This is a genomic window from Massilia sp. TSP1-1-2 (genome assembly GCF_049896185.1).
In the GTDB taxonomy this organism is placed as follows: Bacteria; Pseudomonadota; Gammaproteobacteria; order Burkholderiales; family Burkholderiaceae_D; genus Telluria_A.
This window is the reverse complement of the sequence record NZ_JAFCTU010000003.1, coordinates 219,527-240,295: the sequence shown is the minus strand read 5'-3', so window position 1 is coordinate 240,295 and position 20,769 is coordinate 219,527. Positions and strand designations below refer to the sequence as shown.

Annotated in this window: 18 protein-coding genes and 1 pseudogene; 9 read left to right on the top strand and 10 right to left on the bottom strand. The window is 64.3% G+C overall.

Annotation, left to right across the window (positions count from 1 at the left end):
* The 8 genes from xrtA to ACP7BV_RS04240 are packed head-to-tail and all read right to left on the bottom strand — an operon-like array spanning window position 1 to window position 9,930.
* Window positions 1–1,545 carry an exosortase A gene (xrtA, locus tag ACP7BV_RS04275; protein WP_426101830.1) on the bottom strand — a complete coding sequence of 515 codons (1,545 nt, stop codon included), beginning with the start codon at window positions 1,543–1,545 and terminating at the stop codon, window positions 1–3.
* Window positions 1,545–2,741 (bottom strand): TIGR03087 family PEP-CTERM/XrtA system glycosyltransferase, encoded by a 1,197-nt coding sequence (locus tag ACP7BV_RS04270; protein WP_426101828.1) that lies wholly within the window; start codon window positions 2,739–2,741, stop codon window positions 1,545–1,547. Before ACP7BV_RS04270 ends, xrtA begins: the two co-directional genes overlap by 1 nt.
* Window positions 2,742–2,745: 4 nt before the next feature.
* Window positions 2,746–3,810 carry a FemAB family XrtA/PEP-CTERM system-associated protein gene (locus tag ACP7BV_RS04265; protein ID WP_426101826.1) on the bottom strand — a complete coding sequence of 355 codons (1,065 nt, stop codon included), beginning with the start codon at window positions 3,808–3,810 and terminating at the stop codon, window positions 2,746–2,748.
* Entirely contained in the window at window positions 3,807–4,697 is an 891-nt protein-coding gene (locus ACP7BV_RS04260) for an XrtA system polysaccharide deacetylase (protein WP_426101824.1), read from the bottom strand. The genes ACP7BV_RS04265 and ACP7BV_RS04260 overlap by 4 nt, the downstream gene beginning before the upstream one ends.
* Window positions 4,697–5,746 (bottom strand): XrtA/PEP-CTERM system-associated ATPase, encoded by a 1,050-nt coding sequence (locus ACP7BV_RS04255; RefSeq protein WP_426101822.1) that lies wholly within the window; start codon window positions 5,744–5,746, stop codon window positions 4,697–4,699. Before ACP7BV_RS04255 ends, ACP7BV_RS04260 begins: the two co-directional genes overlap by 1 nt.
* Window positions 5,747–5,762: 16 nt before the next feature.
* Window positions 5,763–7,457: a TIGR03016 family PEP-CTERM system-associated outer membrane protein gene (locus ACP7BV_RS04250; RefSeq protein ID WP_426101820.1), complete on the bottom strand. Its 1,695-nt coding sequence runs from the start codon at window positions 7,455–7,457 to the stop codon at window positions 5,763–5,765.
* Window positions 7,438–8,385: an XrtA-associated tyrosine autokinase gene (locus tag ACP7BV_RS04245; protein WP_426101818.1), complete on the bottom strand. Its 948-nt coding sequence runs from the start codon at window positions 8,383–8,385 to the stop codon at window positions 7,438–7,440. Before ACP7BV_RS04245 ends, ACP7BV_RS04250 begins: the two co-directional genes overlap by 20 nt.
* A 21-nt stretch (window positions 8,386–8,406) precedes the next feature.
* Window positions 8,407–9,930 carry an XrtA system polysaccharide chain length determinant gene (locus ACP7BV_RS04240; RefSeq protein ID WP_426101816.1) on the bottom strand — a complete coding sequence of 508 codons (1,524 nt, stop codon included), beginning with the start codon at window positions 9,928–9,930 and terminating at the stop codon, window positions 8,407–8,409.
* Between the two features lie 611 nt (window positions 9,931–10,541).
* On the opposite strand from ACP7BV_RS04240, the gene ACP7BV_RS04235 reads away from it, so the two are divergent.
* The 6 genes from ACP7BV_RS04235 to ACP7BV_RS04210 all read left to right on the top strand — a co-directional run bounded on the left by ACP7BV_RS04235 (window position 10,542) and on the right by ACP7BV_RS04210 (window position 15,140).
* Complete coding sequence (locus tag ACP7BV_RS04235; RefSeq protein WP_426101814.1) at window positions 10,542–11,171, top strand: S1 family peptidase; 630 nt, start codon at window positions 10,542–10,544, stop codon at window positions 11,169–11,171.
* A 242-nt stretch (window positions 11,172–11,413) separates the two neighbouring features.
* Window positions 11,414–12,007, top strand: a complete 594-nt coding sequence (locus ACP7BV_RS04230) for an XrtA/PEP-CTERM system exopolysaccharide export protein (RefSeq protein ID WP_426101899.1) — start codon at window positions 11,414–11,416, stop codon at window positions 12,005–12,007.
* A gap of 235 nt (window positions 12,008–12,242) precedes the next feature.
* Window positions 12,243–12,815: a hypothetical protein gene (locus ACP7BV_RS04225; protein ID WP_426101812.1), complete on the top strand. Its 573-nt coding sequence runs from the start codon at window positions 12,243–12,245 to the stop codon at window positions 12,813–12,815.
* A gap of 35 nt (window positions 12,816–12,850) precedes the next feature.
* Window positions 12,851–13,132, top strand: a complete 282-nt coding sequence (locus tag ACP7BV_RS04220; protein ID WP_426101810.1) for an HPr-rel-A system PqqD family peptide chaperone — start codon at window positions 12,851–12,853, stop codon at window positions 13,130–13,132.
* Window positions 13,132–14,052, top strand: a complete 921-nt coding sequence (locus ACP7BV_RS04215; RefSeq protein WP_426101808.1) for an HprK-related kinase A — start codon at window positions 13,132–13,134, stop codon at window positions 14,050–14,052. Before ACP7BV_RS04220 ends, ACP7BV_RS04215 begins: the two co-directional genes overlap by 1 nt.
* Window positions 14,053–14,060: 8 nt before the next feature.
* Window positions 14,061–15,140, top strand: coding sequence for a nucleotidyltransferase domain-containing protein (locus ACP7BV_RS04210; protein WP_426101806.1), 1,080 nt, complete (start codon window positions 14,061–14,063; stop codon window positions 15,138–15,140).
* Between the two features lie 121 nt (window positions 15,141–15,261).
* On the opposite strand, the gene prsT is transcribed toward ACP7BV_RS04210, so the two are convergent.
* Window positions 15,262–18,039 carry an XrtA/PEP-CTERM system TPR-repeat protein PrsT gene (gene prsT, locus ACP7BV_RS04205; protein ID WP_426101804.1) on the bottom strand — a complete coding sequence of 926 codons (2,778 nt, stop codon included), beginning with the start codon at window positions 18,037–18,039 and terminating at the stop codon, window positions 15,262–15,264.
* Between the two features lie 172 nt (window positions 18,040–18,211).
* On the bottom strand, window positions 18,212–18,517 hold the full coding sequence (locus ACP7BV_RS04200) for a hypothetical protein (protein WP_426101802.1): 306 nt from the start codon (window positions 18,515–18,517) through the stop codon (window positions 18,212–18,214).
* A gap of 101 nt (window positions 18,518–18,618) precedes the next feature.
* Between ACP7BV_RS04200 and ACP7BV_RS04195 the strand changes: the two genes are divergently transcribed.
* The 3 genes and pseudogenes from ACP7BV_RS04195 to ACP7BV_RS04185 all read left to right on the top strand — a co-directional run bounded on the left by ACP7BV_RS04195 (window position 18,619) and on the right by ACP7BV_RS04185 (window position 20,693).
* Window positions 18,619–18,888: a MoaD/ThiS family protein gene (locus tag ACP7BV_RS04195; protein ID WP_426101800.1), complete on the top strand. Its 270-nt coding sequence runs from the start codon at window positions 18,619–18,621 to the stop codon at window positions 18,886–18,888.
* Window positions 18,889–18,901: 13 nt separating this feature from the next.
* Window positions 18,902–20,014, top strand: a pseudogene (locus ACP7BV_RS04190) (WD40/YVTN/BNR-like repeat-containing protein).
* Between the two features lie 310 nt (window positions 20,015–20,324).
* Window positions 20,325–20,693 (top strand): TonB family protein, encoded by a 369-nt coding sequence (locus ACP7BV_RS04185; protein ID WP_426101798.1) that lies wholly within the window; start codon window positions 20,325–20,327, stop codon window positions 20,691–20,693.
* The last annotated feature ends 76 nt before the right edge of the window (window positions 20,694–20,769 follow it).

The following is a 20,769-nucleotide window of genomic DNA, read 5'->3' as shown; positions in this document are numbered from 1 at the left end:
CTAGTGGCTCCTGGCGCTTGCCAGCGACGTTTCAATGGCCGGCAGGTTGGCCTCCAAAAAGGCGTGCAGCGCCTGGCGGGCGGGCTCGGGCTGCTCGCCGTACGGGGCCGACACCAGCACGGCAGCGCCGTCGTCGCTGCCAAACATCAGCTTGACCTTGGCCTGGCGCAGCTTGCCCAGGTAAGCGTTGGTGACCGGCTGGCCGTCGATCCAGAGCCAGTGCCAGACCAGGAAGTTACCCGTCGGACCCTGCATGCGCGACTCGTGCAGCACCAAGGTGCGCGCGCCGAACTGCTCGCTGCGCAGCGCGCCGCCGGCCTCGTGGAATGCATCCTTTTCACCGGCCATGCGGTTGCTCGAACTGATGACGGCCTTGTCGCGCGTCTGGTTGCGGTAGTACCGGACCTTGAGCGCGACCGGTGCCAGGCCGGCTTGGGCAAAGGCGCCGCTGTAGGTGTCGTCGGCCGGCAGGTAGAACGGCAGCCAGGTGTTAAAGGCCGGCGCCGCAGTCCAGGTTCCGGCGACGGCGATGGCGCCCAGCTTGGCCGGGTTCGGGTTAAGCGTGGCGGCGTCGTTGTACTTCACAAAAACAGGCCACAGCGCACACGCAGCCACCACGGCCAGCGCCATGTTGCGCAGCGCGCCGGGGCGGGTGGCGGGGGCGTGGGCGGCGGCGCTGAGGGCCTGCGCTTCGGCGTCGGTGTCCTGGCGCCAGTAGCTGCCGACCCAGAACATCAGGAACATCACCAGGCCAAAAAAGATCCAGCCATAGATCAGGTGGTCCACGCCGGTAGCCAGCGCCATGTCGCTGTAGTGGCCGATCATGACGATCATGTAGGCGCGCAAGCCGTTGGCCAGGATCGGCATCAGGATCGACATGATGATGAACACTACCCGCCGCGTGGTGGAGCGGTAGGTCAGATAGGCGTACAGGCAGCCGATGGTGACCGAGGAAATCAGGTAGCGCACGCCGCTGCAGGCGGTCACCACCGACCAGCTGCCGGTGGGCAGCTCGAAGCGGGTGCCGTTGCGCAGCACGGGAATGCCGGTCGCCTGCACCGCCCAGACGGTAAAGTCGGCGGTAAATTCAATCAGCGGGCCGATGAAGATTTCACCGAACGGCACGGCGAACAGCAAAAACAGCAGCGGAAAGGCGAGCGACCAGGCCAGGCGGCGCCCGAACATGGCCAGCGCGATGACAGGGAACATGGCCACGAAAGCGTACTGCGCGACCACCTGCACTTCGCCCATGCGGGCCAGCATCCAGCCGGCGCCGACCAGCAGCAGCAGGCCGACGGCCGGCCACCATGGCGCGGGCGGCAGCGCCGCAAAATTGGCGCGCCGGCGCCACACCAGCCACAGGCTGATCGGGACGATGATGTAGCCGTGGGCAAAGGTCTCGGAACTGTTCCAGACCTCGACGATGGATTTGGCGGTTGCAAAATAGAACAGGAACGGCGCTAGGAAGGCGAGCGCGATCAGCAGCAGGGCCGTGGTCGGCAGGGCGCGGCTTGCGTCCTTGTCCCTGGCGGCGGTGTCGGTCATCAGCATTCGAGCCTCGCTTCGATGCGCGCAAGGTTGCTTGGCCAGCTGTACTGATGCTCGACCTTGGCGCGCGCGGCGGCGCCCAGGCTGGCGTCTGGCGTCTCGAGGCCGAGCAGGCCCGTGATGGTGGCAATAAACGCGTCGGCGCCGTCGGCCAGCAGCAGTTCACTGCCGGGCGTCGCTTCGATGCCTTCGAGCGCTTGCGGCGAGACGATCACGGGACGGGCCATGGCCATCGCTTCAAGTACCTTGTTCTGAATGCCGCGCGCAATGCGCAGCGGCGCCACGGCGATATCGGCGTGGTGGATGTACGGCCGCACGTCAGGCACGGTGCCGGTGACGATCACGCCTGCCTGCTGCGCGAGCGCCTGCACGGCGGCGGCCGGGCGCGCGCCGACGATGCAAAAGCGCAGCTTCGGCATGGCGGCGTGCAGCTTGGGGAAGACTTCGGCGGCGAACCACTGCACGGCGTCGATATTCGGCCAGTAATCCATGGCGCCGGTAAAAACCAGCACCCGTTCATCCTTGCCATAAGGGCGCTCGTACTGGCGCTTGGGCGAAAAATAGTCGGTGTCGACGCCATTATTGAAAAAGCCGATCTTGGCGTCGCTCTCGGGCGCCAGCGTGCGAAACAGGTCGGCCTCGGGGCTGGAGACGAACAGCGCGGCATCGCACGTCTTGGCGACATGGCGCTCGTAGGCCAGCAGGGCGTCGGCCTCGTGCCGGTACAGCCAGCTCATGGGCCAGGACTTCTTGCCGGCGTACTGGCGCCACTTGTCGGAGTCGACGTCGCACAGGTCGACCACGCGACGCGCCTGCGGATACTTTTCCGCGTACTGCGCCATGGGCGAGGAAAACACCATCACCCGGTCGATCTTGTGCTCGCCCATGGTGCGCGCGACCCAGGCGTGCATGCCGGCGTCGCGGTAAAAGTCATACGACAGCGAGCGGCCGGCGATCAGGCCGACCAGGCTGCGCAATCGCCCGCCCAGCCAGCCCAGCTTGGCGAAGTGGCTGGTGGTGCACATGGCCTTGACGGTCGGCACGTGCTGCCAGTCGTCGGGGTCGTCGACAAAGGTTGCCAGGTGCACTTTGTAGTGCTGCGCCAGGTGCTTGAGCAAGTGGTAGGAGCGGATCTTGTCGCCCTTGTTGGGCGGGTAGGGAATCCGGTGGATCAGCAATAACAGGTTTTCCACGGAATCAGCCCAGGTTCCTGACGATGAACGGGCCAAGGAAATTGGCCAGCCCGATCGGCATTTTTTTCCACATCTTGATGAACAGCTGGTATTTCGGATTCAAGGGATTGTTGTCCGGCAGTTCGGGCGCCGCATACAGGCGGTATTCATACTCGAGCGGGGTGGGCGCAAAGCCCCAGTTCTTCTTGAAGTCGAAGGCGCCCGTGCCCAGCTTGCTGCGGCCAAAGTCGAAGATGCGCACGCCGCGCGCGGCGGCGGCCTGCATCAAGTTCCAATACATGAAGTCGTTGCCGGCGGTTTCGCGCGCGGCCGGCATGCCGCCGCCGTAGTAAGGCAGTACTTCGTCGCGGAAGTAAAAGCTCATCACGGCGCCGATCAATTGTTGTTCGCGAACGATGATGCGGATTTCACACTCGTCGCCAAACACTTCCTTGATGATAAAAAAGTATTTTTTTGGGAAAACCGGCGTGCCCAGGCGGTGAACGCTGCTCGCGTAGCAGGCAAAGAAACGGTCCACGCCCTGGTCGATTTCGCCCGTCAGGCCGAGCTTGATGCCCTTGCGCACCATGGCGCGCTGCTTGCGCGGAATGGCGTTCATGTTTTCTTCATCGTCGCCCGAGATTTCTTTGCGGAACGTGACGTACAAATCCTTGCGCAGCCACTTGCTGTCGTCGGCGTGGGCCGGCACCAGGTTGCGCATTTCAAGGTGGCCCACGCCGAGCTGGCGCGCGAGCTGGTCGGCGGCGTTGTCGAGCAGGGGACGGGCCGCATCGGCGGTGGCGACGATGCCGCCCAGTACGCAAAACGGCAGCGAGCCCAGCCAGTGGCCGAACATGCGGCTTTTCATTTGCGCCAGTGGCAAGATGCCGACGATGCGGCCATCCTGCTCGGCGTAGTAAAACCAGGTCTTGTGGCCGTAGGTGCGCTCGATGATGGTTTGCCAGCCGGCGCGGTGGAAAAAAGTGGCGTCCGGCGTGGCCGCGACAAAGGCGTCCCAGCGCGCGTAGTCCTTCGGCTGCAGCAGGTGCAGCGTGGTGGTGGCGGTGGCAGTGTCAATCATGGTGCTCATGCTGTTACCTTCGCGGCGGGCGCGAGAAAAATGTTGTCCATGCGGTCCCAGGAAAAGTCGCGCGTCAAGGCCTTGATGCGCGCTTCGGTGCGGCCCAGGTTGACGTAATGGCGAAAGCGCGACTTGATGTCGACACCGTCCGGCCTTGGCTGGCCCGGGTCGAGTTCCCACGGGTGGAAATAGAAAATAGCCGACTCGTTTTCTTCGGCGTTGACCTTGCGCATCATCCAGCGCGACAAGGCGTACGGAAACAAACGGAAGTAGCCGCCGCCGCCGGCCGGCAGGTTGCGCTGGCCCAGCTTGACGGTGGTGATCGGAATTTCCAGCAAGCCATCGGCGCCGTTCGGATAAAACGCGAAGCGCGGCGCGTCAGGCATGCCGTAATGGTCGTGCTCGACGGGGTAGATACTTGAGCTGTACTGGTAGCCGGCGTCCAGCAGTGCGTCCAGCGCCCACAGGTTGGCGGTGCCGATCGAAAAGCTGGGCGCGCGGTAGCCGCGCACGCGCTGGCCGGTCAAGTCTTCCAGCAGCTTTTTGCTGCTGGTGATGTCTTGCGTGAATTCGGCCAGGTTCTGGTCGGACGCGCGCAGGTGGCCGTAGCCATGGCTGGCCACTTCATGGCCGGCGGCGGCGATCCGCTTGACCATCGCTGGATAGCGTTCGGCGATCCAGCCCAGCGTGAAAAAAGTGGCCAAGACGCCGCCGTCGGCCATCAGCGCCAAGATGCGTTCGATGTTCGCCTCGACCCGGCATTCGCGCGCAGGCCAGCTGGCGCGGTCGATGTGGGGCGCAAAGGCGGACACCTGGAAATAGTCTTCGACGTCGCACGTCATGGCGTTACGAATCGGCGCGCCAGGTGCGCGCAGTCGGGCAGGGGCTAAGATCATTATTCGTTATTGTGGTTAAGGGGCGTGTTGGCCCCGGCCGGTGTGGCCACGAGTTTTTTGAGGATGTTCAGGACGGACACCACCGACTTTTCCAGGCGCATCAGGCGCTCGTCCATCAGCGGGTTCGATTCCGCCGTCGCCACCGGCGGCGCTGGCGCCGGCACCGGCGCCTGCGCCGGAGCGACCGGGTTGGCGGCGTTGGCGGCATTGACGATGTCGGCCGGGGTGGTCGGCAGTTCAAATTCCTGGGCGATGTCGGCGATCACGGCATTGACTTCGGCTTCGTCGAACGCATGCAGCTCTTCCAGAAAGCCCATCAGCAGCAAACGGTCGCACAAGGTGTTGACCTTGCGCGGGATGCCGCCGCTATTGTGAAAAATTGCCGCGTGCGCCGCGCTTGAAAAGGCCGGGTCGCCTTTCCAGCCGACCGTGCTCAGGCGGTGTTCGATGTAGGCGCGCGTTTCCTCGGCGTCCATCGGGCCCAGGTGGTAGCTGGCAATGACGCGCTGGCGCAGCTGCTGCATGCCGGGGCTGTGCAAGGTGGTGCGAAACTCCGGCTGGCCGATCAGAAAGGTTTGCAGCAGGCACTTGTCGTCGGTCTGGAAGTTCGACAGCATGCGCAGTTCTTCGACCGTGCCCGGTTTCAGGTTTTGCGCCTCGTCGACCACCAGCAGCGCGCGCTTGCCCTGCTCGTCGGACAGGCGCAGGAATTTTTCCAGGCGCGTGAGCAGGTCGGCCTTGCTGACGTTTTCGTAGGGCAGGCCAAAGGCCGACACCACCATGCGCAAGGTGTCGTCCGAGTCGAGGTGGGTATTGACGATGTGGGCGGCGACGATTTGCTCGGACGGCAAATTGTTGAACAGGTTGCGCACCAGCGTGGTCTTGCCCGCGCCTACTTCGCCGGTAATGACAATAAAGCCTTCGCCCTGCGACAGGCCATACTCGAGGTAAGCCATGGCGCGCTTGTGGCCCTTGCTTCCGAAAAAGAAGTGCGGGTCGGGGCGCAGCCGGAACGGTTTGGCCGAAAGGCCATAGAATGATTCATACATCGCGTAGTCGACTCCGCTATAACTGCATGTTGAGAGAAACCGACAACGCGTTTTCGGTGTATCTGGCGCCGGCCGTCAGACCCGAGACACCGCTCACGCGGCGCAGTTCGGCCGAGGCGGCGGTGTTGCGGCCGAGCTGGTGGCGCAGCGTCACGCGCGCCGCCCTGGAACGGGCCTTGAAACCGGTGGTGATCGATTCGTTGTCGGTAATGTCGGCCGCCAGGTTCAGGCTCGAGCGCGGCGACAGGCGATAGCTGGCGGTGGTGCTGAGGCCGACCTGGTTGACGTTGTCATTGATGGTGTCCACCGGGTTGCCCAGCAAAGCGCTGTCGACTCCGCGCACCGACAGCGCTTCGCGCCGCAGCTTGAACAAGGTGACCACGGCGGTGGTGCGCGCCGCGCGCAGCGACATGCTCGCGCGCAGCTGCTTTTGCAGCGAGTAGCGGTTGCTGAAGAAATTCACGTTGTTCAGGTAGCCGGGCGCAATCACTGGCGGCGGCGCGATCACCGGCGGGGCGTCGGGGGTGAACAGGCCGCCCAGGTCGGCCGCGGTGCTGCCGCCGGGTACGCCGCCGGGTACGCCGGGAAGCGGGATGACGGTGCCGGGGAACACGCTGCCGGCGCGCAGGAAGCTGGCGCGCGTGGTGATGACCGAGTCGTCATAGCTGATGTCCCACGAGGTGCGGCGGCTGCGGTGCAGCGCCCTGAACGAGCGGCTCGGGCCGTAATAGCGGTGGCCGGCGCTGGCTTCGACGCTGGTGCGCGCGCTTGGCGTCCAGCGCAAGCCGCCACTGCCCCCGCCCCCGCCATTGGCGCCGCCGACCGCTTCGTAATCGTAGTCGTCGTAAAAGCCGGCTGCGGTCACGGCCAGGGTCGGGCGCAGCTGGTAGCTCAGGTTCAGGCTGGCCATGCGGATGGTGCTGTCGTTGCGGACCCTGTCGTGAATTTTTTGTTCGGACGCGGCCAAGCTCCAGCCCAGGTCATCCCAGTGGCGGCCGCTGGCAAGGCGAGCCGAGAGCGTGTCGCCGGTGGTGCTGCCCAGGCCCGAATTGCCGGCATCGACCGAGTCGTGCAGGTAGCGCAGTTCGGAGCGGGCGATGCGTCCGAAGCGGTTCACGATGTAGGGGCTGACTTGCCAGGTGCGCACGTTGGCGCTGTTGGTGTTGGCGTACTCGTTGGACGACACTTGCGGGCCGAACGGGGAAATGCTTTGCAGGCGCATGCTGGCGCTGCCGTCGACAAATACCATGTCGTCGACCAGCTCGGCCTTGGCGGCCGCGTTCAGCTGGCTCGACGAACGGCGCGTGCCGTAGTCCGCGCCCGTGTGGGCGTACAGGTGCGCCTGGTACTGGCCGTTAAGCTTCAAGCGGCGGCCCTTGTGGCTGACCACCACGCCCGGCGAAATATCGGTCATGAACTGGCCGTGGGCGCGGTTCGACGGCTGCAGCGTGACGTTGTCGCTGTAGGTTTCGCGCACGTCCAGCGTGGGCACGATGTGCCAGTTGTTGTAGCTGGTCTTGGCGACGTCGAGCCCGGCAATGCCGCGCTGGATGCTGTCGAGATCGACCGCGCGCGCGGCGGGTGCGAAGCACATGGCCGAGAATGCCGATATAGCCGATATAGCCGATATAGCCGACAGCGCCGACAGCGCCAGCGGACGTCCCCAGGCCAGTGCGACCGCGCGCGACAGCTTAGCCATAGTGGTAGTCATACGTTTCTTCCACGCCAGGAAATTCGCGCGTCTTGTTATAGATCAGATTGACGTTGGCCAAGCCGTCAAGCTGGCGCAGCGATTCCTTGACCGCGTGCTGGGTCGTGGTTTCGGCTTCGACCACGACCACGATCTGGCCCATGTGGCTGGCCAGCACGTGCGCTTCGCTCGTGAGCAGCAGCGGCGGCGAATCGAAAATGACGATCCGGTCCGGATAGCGGTTGGCGATTTCGGTGACAAAGGCACTCATCGTCTGGCTGGCCAGCAGCTCGGTGGCGCGCGCATTGCTCGCGCCCGCCGGCAGGATGCTGAGCGTATCGACGTTGGTGCGCAGCATGACGTCGCCCATGTCAACTTTGTCGTCGAGCAAAATATCCATCAGACCGCGCTGGGCCGGCAGGCCGAGCACGCGCAACACGGAAGGGCGGGCCACGTCGGCGTCAACCAGCAGCACCGTGTGGTCCAGTTCCATGGCAATGCTCATGGCCAGGTTGATGGCGCAGTAGGTCTTGCCTTCGCCCGGCAGCGAGCTGGTAATCATGATCAGGTTGCCCGGCTTGTCGCCCGGCTGGCGCTCGGCAAAGGCTTTCTTGATCAGGGGACGCTTGATGATGCGAAAGTCTTCCAGCAGCGCCGTGCGCCCGCTGGCGGCGGTGACCATGCCGGAGTCGCGCATGTGCGCCAGATCGAGTTCGATCCGCTTGGCGCCCTGGCGCGGGGGCGCGGGCGCCTCGGCTGCGGGTGCGACGGGAACGGGCCCTGCTGGCGTTGCGGGAACGAACGCCGCTGGCGCTGCGGCCACCGCGGCGGCGCTCGCTGCTGCAACTGCCGTCTCGGGCGGCGCTGCCATCTCGCTGGCGGCCGCGCTGGCCAGGGCTGCGTGTTTCTGGTCCAGCGAACGCTGGGCTGCTTTTTCGATAATGCTCACAATATCCCCCGGTTACTTCGGTTAGACCAGAGGTCTGATGAGTATGGCCGCCATCACGGTGCCGTAGGCGCCGAACAGCCCGAACACCGCGGCCGCCAGGCCGTACAGGCGCTTTTTCTGGCGCGCTTTCTGGGCCGGCGTCCAGTTCATGCTGATCGAACCGAGAATCGGTACGCCCGTCACGTCGCGCAGCGCGGCCTGGCTGAGGAAGGTCGGACGGAATTGGCTCATCAGCAAGGCGACGCCCAGGCCGGCGCCCAGCGCCATCACAAACACGACCGAGAACAGGCGCGCGCGATTCGGGCCGACCGGCTTGGACGGCACGGTGGGCGGGTCGATCACGCGAAAGGTCAGCATGTCGGTGGCCGAACTCAGGTCGCCCGACAGCTTGGCCGATTCGCGCCGCTCCACCAGCTTCTGGTAATTTTCCTTGTTGACCGTGTAGTCGCGGTTCAGTTGCGAGAGCTGGGCTTCGACTTCCGGCGCGGCCGTGCTCTGGGACTGCATGCGCGCCACGCGCGACTGGTATTCGGCGACGCGGGCGCGCAGCGAAGCCACGTGCGCTTCAGCTTCGGACAAGGAAATTTTCAAGGTTTGCAGCATCGGGCTGTAGCTCGCGCCCGGGTCCGAACTTGGCACGCGGGTGCGCGCTTCTTCGCGCTTTTGCGCCTGCAACTGGGACAGCAAGCGCTTGGCGCTGATGATGTCTGGGTGCGCTTCGGTGTATTGCATGTGCAGCGCGTCGAGGTTTTTGTTGACGGCCGCGATGCGTTCGTCGAGCTCGGGATTGGCCATCATGGCCGGCTTGCCCGGCGTGCCGCCGCCGCCGATCTGGCGCACGATAGCGTTGCGCGCCTGCTCGGCTTCGTTCAGCTCAAGGCGTGCCTGGCTGAGCTGGTCGGTGGCGGCCACCACGCTGCTCGAATAATCGTTGCCGCCGCGCGGCAGCAAGCCCATGTTCTTGATCTTGAAATCCTTGAGCGCGTTTTCGGCCGCGCTCAGCTTTTCTTCATACGACTTGATTTGCTCGTCGATGAATTGCACGGCCTTTTCGGCATCCTGCTTCTTGCCGCCGAAACTGCCTTCGACGAAAATGGTCAAGAGCGAGCGCACCACTTCCTTGCCCAGCTTGGGGTTGGGGTTGTTGTAGGTGATGGTGTAGATGTCGTCGCGCTCGGTGCCGAGAATCTTGATGTTCTCGATCAGCTCGTCGATCTTCTTTTCTTTTTGCTTGGCGTTCTGGTTGGTCAGGTCCAGGTCGACCATGCCCATGACGCGCTCGACGTTGGGACGGCTGATCAGGGTGCGGCGCATGAACATGACCTGGGTGTCGAGGTTGGGCAGGGTGGTCATGCCGGCCAGCAGCGGCTTGAGCACGCTCTGGGTATCGACATACACGCGCGCCGACGCCTGGTAATCGTTGGGGAGCGAATACACAACGCCCCAGCCGACCAGGGCCACGACCCAGGAAATGGCAATCGCGTACCAACGGTACTTGCCAATCGCCTTTAAAAAAGTCAGTATTACGGCTGTCAGTTCTGCCATCTTGTCAATCTCGCCATCAAAGAATGCTGGAGCAGGCGCGTGCGCCCGGCTGGGTTGAAATACCGGCTATCATCGCCTGCACTGGGAAGCAATTGCAATTGCGCTGGAAAATTTCGGTAGAGCTTGCCTGCGATAACTTGCGCCATCCCATCTTGCTGCTAGGTTGCCGCGTGCTAAGTATTCAGGCGTTTCGCGCGTTGTTTAAATAGCAGCTTAAGTGTCGCATGATACAACAAGACGATGCTTTCGATTAATCCTAACGAATCCTCCCCAGCCTGCGGTCCAGCCCGAAAAACCACCTGGCAGCGACTCCGGCGAAGCCAAAATGCCAACATTGTATTGTCGTGCAACCAAAAGCGCCATATATAATGCAGAATCGACCAGAGACAAGCTCAGCTGGCGATCAATCAACTAGCGGTAAATGCTTCCGCCCCCAGCCCACTCAGGAGAATACGCCAATGCCACTTCGACTGCTGAGTTTGTGGTTGTTCTGTTGTGTTCCATGTTGTGTTCTTACATCCGCCGTCGCGGCCGATTTTCCGCACACCATTGCCAGCGTTAAAAAATCCCTGGTCGCGGTCGGCACTTCGCAGAAAACCCGCTCGCCCGCGGTGCGTTTTAACGGTACCGGCTTTGTCGTCGGCGACGGCTTGTCCGTCGTCACCAATGCGCACGTGCTCCCCGCCGCGCTGGACGGCGAAGCCTTCGAGACCTTGGGCATTGTCATTGCCCACGGCGAAGAATTTGAATTTCGCCAGGCCACGGTGGCGGCGGTTGACCGCGAACACGACCTGGCGCTGCTGGTGTTCGCGGGCGCGCCGCTGCCGGCGCTGCAGCTGGGCGAACCGGCCCAGATGGCCGAAGGCAGGGAGCTGGCGTTCACGGGCTTTCCGCTGGGCATGGTGCTGGGACTGCATCCGGTGACGCACCGCGCGCTGCTGTCGGCTATTACGCCGGTGGTCATGCCTTCGCTCACCTCAGGCAAGCTGGGCGCCGGCGCCATCGTCCAGCTGCAGCGCGCCCGCTTTCCCGTCTACCAGCTCGACGCCACGGCCTACCCCGGCAACAGCGGCTCGCCCCTGTACGACCCGGAGACGGGCATCGTGTATGGCGTCATCAATATGGTGTTCGTCAAGGGCTTAAAGGAGAGCGCCATCACCAGTCCGAGCGGCATCACTTACGCCGTGCCGGCGATGCATGCGCGTGAATTGATGCAACCCAAATCGGCGGCCGGGAAATAATTCTGCTGTGCGGTGAGGCGAAGAGCGCAGTGTTTGGTTTACAATAGCGCAGGATTTGCTATTGAAAAAACAATTGAATAATGGAAACTATTCCGTTTGGATGTAGTTTCAATGTACACAACACTACGGCAGGGCTCAGCGCCGCTGTCGCAACGAGGACTGCCATGCATAACACGACCAACAACAAGATCAATGTGACTGCGTTTACTAGTTTTAATCCCACCATCAAACGCCTGGCCTGCATGGCGCTCGCCCTGTCGGCCCTGGTGCTGAGCGGCTGCGCGTCGCGCGCACCCATGGTCAATGCCGCCGACAACTCGACCGCGCCCCAGCACGATTACCTGATCGGCCCCGGCGACAGCATCAGCATCAATGTCTGGCGCAATCCCGAAGTGTCAATGGCGGTGCCGGTGCGCCCCGACGGCAAGATCACCACGCCGCTGGTCGAGGACTTGCAGGCGTCCGGCAAGACCGCCACTGAGCTGGCGCGCGACATTGAAAAGGCGCTCGGCAAGTACATCCAGCAACCGGTGGTGACGGTGATCGTGACCGGCTTTACCGGCACCTACGGCGAGCAGATCCGCGTGATCGGCCAGGCCGCCCGTCCGCAGGCGCTCGCCTACCGGCGCGACATGTCGCTGATGGATGTGCTGATCGCCGTTGGCGGCGTGACGGAGTTTGCCTCGGGCAACAAGGCGAGTGTCATCCGCAAGGTCGATGGCAAGCTGCAGAAAATGCCGGTGCGCTTGAACGACCTGATCAAGGAAGGCGATATCTCGGCGAACATGTCGATGCGCCCCGGTGATGTGCTTGTCATTCCAGAAAGTTTCTTTTAAGATTACACTCTCGCTGTCGGGCAACTTTACACTTGTCCGCGCCGGCGCCTTGGGTCAGTCTGCACAAGCTGGTCACCCTTTGCCGTAACTTGTTGATTTTAATCAGCTACTGCATGCGCCAGTGTTGTCATGGAATGAAGCTTGCTTACTTCCAGGAAAAATATTGCACCTGCCGTCAGGCAGTGTCTCGCTTTCATGCTTGCCGCGACGGCTTGCGCACTTGAGGAAATGCACCATGGTCAAACGCGATTCACCAGACGACAATGCGGGCGCGAACGCACAAGCCGACATTGCCGCGTTGACGCCGCAAGGCGCGGCGCGTCGCCGCGTGGCGGGATTGGGTGTATCGGGTGTCTTGATGACCGTCGCCAGCAGCGGCGCGATGGCCCAGGTGGTGTGCAAGTCGCCGTCGGGCGCGCTGTCGGGCAACTTGAACAGCCATGCGCCGGAATTGACCTGCGCCGGCGCCAAGCCCGATTGGTGGGCCAAGCATTTGCCGTCCAACGTCAAGGCCAATACCAAGTTCTACAAACTGTTTCCGACCAACGACAAGGTCGGCAACATGAATCTGTCCACCGTGCTGGCCGAGCGGGCCCATAACGGCACTGCCAGCGTACCGGCGCTGATCCTGGCGACCTGGTTCAACGTGACGGTGTCGCCGCCGAAGGTGACGGTCATGACGGCGCAAGCGGTCAAGGACATGTGGGCCAACTACGATCGCAACAATCCGTTTTATCGTCCGGGCAATGGCAGCCAGGTCTGGACCAGCGAACAGCTGGCCGACTACCTGCGTTCGACCCAATACTGATGACGCCGGCGGCGCGCGCCCGGTAGGGGCCGTCCATGCGCATGTGGCAACTCAGGCCCGGCCAAACCCTGCGCGCGCGCCGGTTTGGCGATGAAACCGTCCTTTTCAATGACCTCTCGGGCGACACCCACTTGCTGGGCGACAGCGCCATGCACCTGCTCGGATTGCTTCAGACGGCGCCCCGGTCGCAACAGCAAGAGCAATTGCTCGACGCGCTGTGCGACGTACTCGGGTGCGCGCGCGGCCCCGCCGTCGACGCCGATGCCGGCGCCGTGCTCGCACAGCTGGCGGCGCTGTCGCTCATTGAGCGCGCCTGATGGCCACCGTTTCGTCGCTGAGCGCCGCCGAACTGCGCGGCCGCCTCGCCGGCCCCGGCATCTACCTGCGGACGGGCAGCTTTGTCACGCTGCTGCGTTCGTCCGTGGCGCACGTGGCTGACGGCATCGGTCTCTTGTACGCCGACTATCCGCTGGAGGACGCGCCCGGCTTTGCCGATTTTCATGTCAACCTGGACCAGGCGGGCGGCCTGCGGCGCTGGTTCAGGCGCCAGGTTGTTTTCAAGAATGACGGCCACGCCCCGTTCAAGCCGCTGCCGCTGGACCAGGCCTTTCCCATGTTCGAATGGTCGATGAACTGGTGCGTGTCGAGCCGCGCGCACGACTGCCTGATCATCCACGCCGCCGTCATCGAACGCGACGGCGTGGCCGCGCTCTTGCCGGCCCCGCCCGGTTCGGGCAAGAGCACGCTGTGCGCGGCGCTGGTGCTGCGCGGCGGCTGGCGCTTGCTGTCCGATGAATTGACGCTGGTGCGCCTGAGCGATGGCTTGATCGAACCGCTGCCGCGCCCGGTCAGCCTGAAGAACGCGTCGATCGAGGTGATCCGCGCCTGGGCGCCAGAAGCTGTGTTCAGCCGCGCCGTGCACGACACCAACAAGGGCACCGTGGCCCACGTCAAGGCGCCGTCGGCCAGCGTGGCGCGCGCGCACGAGGCCGCCCGCGCCGGCCTGATCGTGTTTCCGCAGTATGTGGCCGGCTCGAGCGCCGTGCTCGAACCCATGGCCCGGGGGCGCGCTTTCATGCAGGTGGCCGACAACGCCTTTAACTACAGCACGCTGGGCGGCGCGGGTTTTGATGCGCTGGGCGAGCTGGTCGCCGGCAGCGCCAGCTACCGCTTCCGCTACGCCAGCCTGGACGAGGCCATCGACACCTTTGCGCGCCTGGCCGCGCTCGCTGCATGAGCGCGGTGATGGCCCCGCCGCTGCTGGTGACGGTGCTGCGCGCGCCAGGCAGCATGGCGCACCTGGCGCTGCCCGAGTGGGACTTGCTGCTGCGCCAGGCGCTGGCGGCCAACCTGACGGCCACGCTGTACTGCCTGGCGCTGGAGCATGGGTTGCTGGACGCCATCGCGCCCGCACCGCGCCGCCACCTGGCCTGGGCCGGTACGCTGGTCAAGCGGCACGGGGAGGGCGTGCGCTGGGAAGTGGACCGGATCGGCGCGGCGCTGGCCGCCATCGAGGTGCCGCTGTTGCTGCTCAAGGGGGCCGCTTATGTGATGGCGGACTTGCCGCCGGCGCAGGGGCGGCTGTTTTCGGACGTCGACATTTTGGTGCGGAGGGAAGACATCGACCTGGTGGAATCGACGTTGATGCTGGCCGGCTGGTTTTCGCAGCACCAGGATGCCTACGACCAGCGCTACTACCGGCTCTGGATGCATGAAATTCCGCCCATGCGGCACATGCAGCGCGCCAGCATGATCGACGTGCACCACGCGATTTTGCCGCTGACGGCGCGCGCGCGGCCGGACCCGGCCAAATTGCGCGCCGCCGCCGTTACGCTGGCAGGGCAGGGTGCAGTGAAGGTGCTGGCGCCGGTCGACATGGTGCTGCACAGCGCCACGCACTTGTTTTATGACGGGGAATTCGACAAGGGCTTGCGCGACCTGCTCGACCTGCACCGGCTGCTGCTGCACTTCGGGGCCGCGCCGGGTTTCTGGGAACTTCTGGCGGCGCGCGCGCACGAACTGCAATTGGGCCGGCCACTGTTGTATGCGCTGCGCTACTGCGCGCGCGTGCTGGAAACGCCGGTGCCGGCGGCCGTGGGCGCCGCGCTGGGGCCGGCTGCGCCGAATGCAGCCTTGCTGGCGCTGATGGACGCGCTGTTTTTGCGCGCCTTGATGCCGGCGCACCCGAGCTGCAGCGGCCCGCTCTCCGGTCTGGCACGCCGGCTGCTGTACGTACGGGGCAATTGGCTGCGCATGCCGCCGCTGCTGCTGGCGCGCCATTTGTTTCACAAGGCATTCATTTCGCCCAAGGTAAACTCCGGCTAAGCCCTTGGCTACAAGGTCGGAAAAGGCCAACGGCCGCATTCCGACAAGTGCCGTCGGCGGCTCCTGTCGGAATGCGGCAGTTGGCCTTTTCCGACCTACAGGACACTGTTACGCCACGCTTTTACAGCTGCTTGAGCAGTGCGCGCGCTTCGTCCATCTGGGCGAACGGCTTGCCGTCGGCCAGTGCCTTGTCCAGTTCCTTGCGCGCGCGCGCCTTGTCGCCCGACTTGTTCAAGGCCCCCGCCAGGTGGTAACGGATGTCATTGGCCTGCGGCGCCTTGGCGGCCGCTTTTTCCAGCAGCGGCAAGCCGCGCTTGACGTCGCCCTGTTCCACCAGCATCCAGCCCAGCGTATCCATCAGGGCGGCATTGTCGGGCGCGATTTTATTGGCCTGTTCGGCGGTCGGCAGTGCGCGCGGATCTTTTTCCTGCTGGTAGGCCCAGGCCAGGTTGTTGAGCACCAGCGGGTTATCCGGGCTGCGCTTCAAGATGGCCTCGAAATTGGCGATCGCCGCCTTGTACTGCTTGGCCGCAAGCTGGGTTTCGGCCGCGTACAGCATCACGGCCGGCTCGCCCGGCTTGTCCTTCAGGTACTGGGTCAGCTGGACGTCCGCTTCCTTGGCCTTGCCGTTCTGGCGCAAGGCCTGGTTCACCTTGAGCATCAGCTGCGCCGACTTGGCCAGGCCGTAGGCTTGCTGGTAAGATTTGAGCGCCAGCTCCGGCTTTTTTTGCGCCTGCAGCAAGTCGCCTTCGACCGCGTAATACACGGCGCTGGACGGCTCTTCCTTCTGCAGGCGGTGCACCACGGCCAGCGCTTCGTCCGGTTTGCCGCGGCGCAGTTCCAGGTCGACCAGCGCCAGCTTGGCCTGGACGTTAGCCGGTTCGAGGGCGATGGCGCGCTTGATGTCGTCGGCGGCCAGCGCTTCATTTTTAAGCAGCCTGTGCACCGACGCCAGGCGCAGCTGGGGCTTGGCCGACTTCGGCAGCAGCGCGGCCAGCTTGCTGTAGGTTTCGAGGGCGCCGGCGGCATCATTGTTGGCCACCTGCGCCTGGCCGAGCATGTCGGCCAATTCCGGATTGGTCGGGTTGGCAACCTGCAGCTTGCGCACCAGCGTGAGCGCCTTGGCCTTGTCGCCGCTTTTCATGTAGTAGGCCGCCAGGCGCATGCCAGGCTCGGGCGTGTCCGGGTTTTCGGCGGCGGCGCGCTCGAGCCAGACCAGCGCTTGCGGCATGTTGCCTTGCGAGCCGGAAAGTTCGGCCAGCGCCGTCATGGCGGCGATATTCTTTTTGTCGAGCGCGACAAACGCTTCCAGGCGCTTGCGCGCGTCTTCAGGCTTTTTATCGGCCAAGTCCATCTGGGCCAGGTTGGAGACGGGCGCAAAGTAGCTCGGCTGCAGCTGGGCGGCGCGGGCAAAGGCGGTGCGCGCGGCCGGCATGTCGCTACGCGACAGGTGCACGCCGCCTTTCATGTTCTGGACCAGCGCGTTGTCGGGCTGTTCCTTTTCCAGCGCCAGCACGGCGGCCAGGGCCTTGTCGTACTGCTTCATGCCAAGCGCGGTGCGCACCAGCGTGATGCCGGCCGCCTGCGATTTAGGGTCGAGCGTGGTGGCCAGTTCCATCTCGGTGACGGCTTGCTCTTTCTGGCCCTGGGCCAACTTGCTCATGCCGAGCGAGGTGCGCAACGCCGCCGCCTTGGGCGCGAGCACGGCGGCGCGGGTGAAGTATTCCTCGGCCTTGCCGAACTCGCGCGCCTGCATGAACGATTCGCCGGCCAGCGCCAGCAGTTGCGGGTCTTCGGACGGCAGCTTGAGTGCCGGCGCCAGCGTGGCGGCGGCCTCGTCCGGGTGGGCCGCGCGCAGCTGGGTGGTGGCCAGCAGCTTGCGTGCGTACAAGGTGTCGGGGAATTTCTCGAGGTATTTCTTGAGGTGCTGTTCGGCCTGCTCAAGCTGACCCAAGTTCAGTTCGATGGCGCCCGACAGCAGCACGCTGGGCATGTGTTCCGGCACGCTGCGCAGCACCTTTTGCACCGCTTCCAGCGCGACTTCGTTTTTGCCCTGCGTAAAGTCGAGCAAGGCTTGGGTGTAGGTGACGATCAAGCTGTTCGGGGTGGTCTTTTTGGCCGCGTCGATGTCGGCCTTGGCCAGGTCGAACTTGCCCATGCCAATTTCGAGGTACGCCTTTTCAAGGTGGGCGCTGCGGTGCGCCGGGCGCAGCGCGAGCACCTGGTCGTAGGCGGCGAGCGCGTCGGCCTGCTTGCCCTGGCGCGTGGCCAGCATGGCTTTGAACATCCACACGTCCGGGTTCTTGCCGTCCTTGGCCAGCGCCTGGGCGGCGTAGCGCTCGCCCGCCTCGGTATCTTTGATGGTGAACGCATGCGAGGCCAGGCCCAGCAGCGCGGCGCTGTCGTCCGGCTTGGCCTTGAGGGCGGCCTCGAACGCTTCCTTGGCCTTGTCGGGCTGGTTCAGGGCCAGAAAAGCGTTGCCGCGCTGGACCAGCAACGGCGCGCCGGCGCTGGCGGCGGCGGCATCGGTTTCGGTGACCAGCTTCTGAAATTCGCCCTGCCCCAGCAGCGCCGTGGCCAGGCCCGGCAGCACTTGCGCCGCGGGCGCGCCCAGGCTGGCCGCCTTGCGCAATTCTTTTTCGGCCGAGGCGCTGTCGCCCATCTCGTTGTAGAGCGCGCCCAGCGACAGGCGGATCGTCGCATCTTCGGGGCTCTTGGCCGCCGCATTTTTCCACTGGATCAGCGCGGCCTTGTTATCGCCTTTTTGCTGGTAGCTCTTCGCTTCGCCAACCAGGGTGGCGGCCGAATCGGCACGGTGGCAGCCCCCCAGCGTGGCGAGCAGCACGGCGCTCGAGACCAGGGCAGCGGTGAGGGTCAGCTTGTGTGCGTTACGCGGCATGTTGCATCCTTGAATATGTAGCGGGAATCGGTCGAGCCAGCATAGTGACATGGGAGCTGGTTAAAAGGCAACAGCATACGCAGGCGTGCGCGTATGCACGCTGGGTTGGCGCGGGGCTAAGCTGCTAAGCCGCTAACCCGCTAACCCGCTAACCCGCTAAGCCGCTAAGCCGCTACTCCGGCTTGCGCAGGCGGCCGAGCAAGGCTTCGACGCTTTCGCTGACCGGTAGCCCGTGGCGGCGCAGCAATTGCAGGTGCAGCACCAGGTTTTCGAGCACCAGCTTGGCCGACACCGCCAGCAGCGTGAGCAGTCGGTCTTCGGTGCTGAAGTTTTCCATGGCGCCCGCCATGTCGCACAGATGCGCAGCCACCAGTTGGCGCAATTCCTGTTCGCCGAAGGGCAGGTCGGCGAAATCGATGGGGTCTTCCGTTTCCACTTCCAGCATCAGGGCGGCGAGTTCTTCAGGTTTGATGGGCATGGCGCTCTCCGGTTTGCAAGGAACATCCGCGTTGGAATCTTGTTATTCCCCATTCTAGGGCAATCGGCGACAGGCTCGCCGATCCGCGCTAGAATCGGGCCATGGCGCGATTGATTTTTACGCAACAGTTGGCCCGTTTTACCGCCGTGCCGCAGGTTGACACTGTGGCGCCGACGCTGCGTGCGGGCCTGGAGAGCGCGTTTGCCGCCAATCCGTTGTTGCGCGGCTATGTGCTCGACGAACAGGGCCACTTGCGCGAAAACGTTGTTGTTTTCATCGATGGGCGTCGCTGCGCCGAACGGGTATTGCTGGCCGATGCGCTGGCCCCTGATTCCACCGTGTATATATTGCAGGCACTTTCCGGAGGCTGACATGGAGGCTGACATGAGCGATCGGGCATTCCTTTCGACCCGCAAGGGCTTGTTCGAACTGGTGCGCGGCAGCGCCGGCTAAGCTGTGGAAGCGCGCCATTTTCTGGGCGAACCGGTCGCGGTCGCGCTGTCCGACGGGCGCGACGGCGCGCTGTACGCGGCGCTCAACCTGGGTCATTTCGGGGTCAAGCTGCATCGCCGCGACGTGGGCGGCGCGTCCGGCAGCAACGCCGGCTGGACCGAGATTGCCACCCCCGCCTATCCTGTCAAGCCGGACGACAGCGCCGACCCGCTCGAGTGGAAAAACAAGCAGATCTGGGCGCTGGCAGCGGGCGGGGCCGATCAGCCGGGCGTGCGGTGGGCAGGCACGCTGCCCGGTGGCCTGTTCAGGTCGAGCGACCGCGGCGACTCGTGGGAACTGGTGCGCGCACTGTGGGACGTGCCGCAGCGGGGCGAATGGTTCGGCGGCGGCTACCACGTGCCGGGCATTCACAGCATCAGCGTTGACCCGCGCAACAGCGCGCGCGTGCTGGTGGCCGTGTCGTGCGGGGGCGTGTGGCGCACCGAGGATGGCGGCGCGAGCTGGGTCGTGTCGTCCACCGGCATGCGGGCCGACTACATGCCGCCCGAGCTCAACGAGAATGAAGCGGTGCAGGATCCGCACCGCGTGGTGTGCTCGGCGGGCAGTCCCGACGTCTTGTGGTGCCAGCACCCTAACGGCATCTGGCGCTCAAGCGACGGCGGGCGGCGCTGGGAAGAAACCACCGGCGTGCCGGTCTCCAACTTCGGCTTTGCCGTGGCGGCCCATCCGCACGACGGCAACACGGCCTGGTTCGCGCCGGCCGAAGCGGACCAGCGCCGCATTCCCGTCGACTGCGCGCTGGCGGTGACGCGCACGCGCGACGGCGGGCGCAGCTTCGAGGTCTCGCGCGCCGGCTTGCCGCAGGAGCAATGCTACGACCTGGTGTACCGCCACGGCCTGGCCGTGTCCGGCGACGGCAACAGCTTGCTGATGGCCTCGACCACGGGTGGTGTGTGGGTGTCAAGCGACGCGGGCGAGAGCTGGCAGACGGTGTCGAGCATGATGCCGCCGGTGTATGCGGTCTGCTTCGCGGCGTCGAACTGAACGACACTGTGGTGGCGGCGCTACATGCGTTATTCTGGGGATTTTTCGCGGGCACGGGCGTTTTTGGCGCTTTGAAACCGGTTTGGGGTCATTTTTGCACCACAGCCGGGATTGCATGACGCTCATGGAAAACGGCGATGCCATTTGTTGGTGCGTGGCAACTTATTATGTGTTTGCCGTATATCCGATATTGAAACAATCAATGAAACATTAATGCTGCGGTGCGGTATCTTTTAAATCGTCAGCTGACCCCAGCGACGATTCTGGAGCATGTGCTCTTCGAATCTTATCCAGATTCCCAGGAGGTTTTATGTTGTCTACCAAGCCACGCGCCGCCCTCGCCACCGTCGTCGCCGTTTTCGCCGTCCTGTCCCTAAGCGCCACCGTGCCCGCCATGGCAGCGGGCAGCAGCGCGCCACGCATCAATCAAGCCGACTGCGAAGCGCCGTACTTTCCTGCTCGCTGGCACGATGACGCCGATGGCGCCAGCGTCGTGGTCGGCTACCTGATCGGCGCCGACGGCAAGGTCATCGACTCGAAAATCGTCCAGTCCAGCGGCGTGGCCCATATCGACCGCGCATCCGAACGCGCCGGCGCACGCTGCACCTTCGTGCCGGCCCAGGGCCGCACCGTTGAAGCGGCATGGACCAAAGTAAAATATGCATGGGTTGTCAACTGAGTGTCGCCGCTGTAACACCGGTCGGCTAGTCCCTGGCGGACCTTGACTGACCGGTGAGGGTGGGGCGTTGCTATAA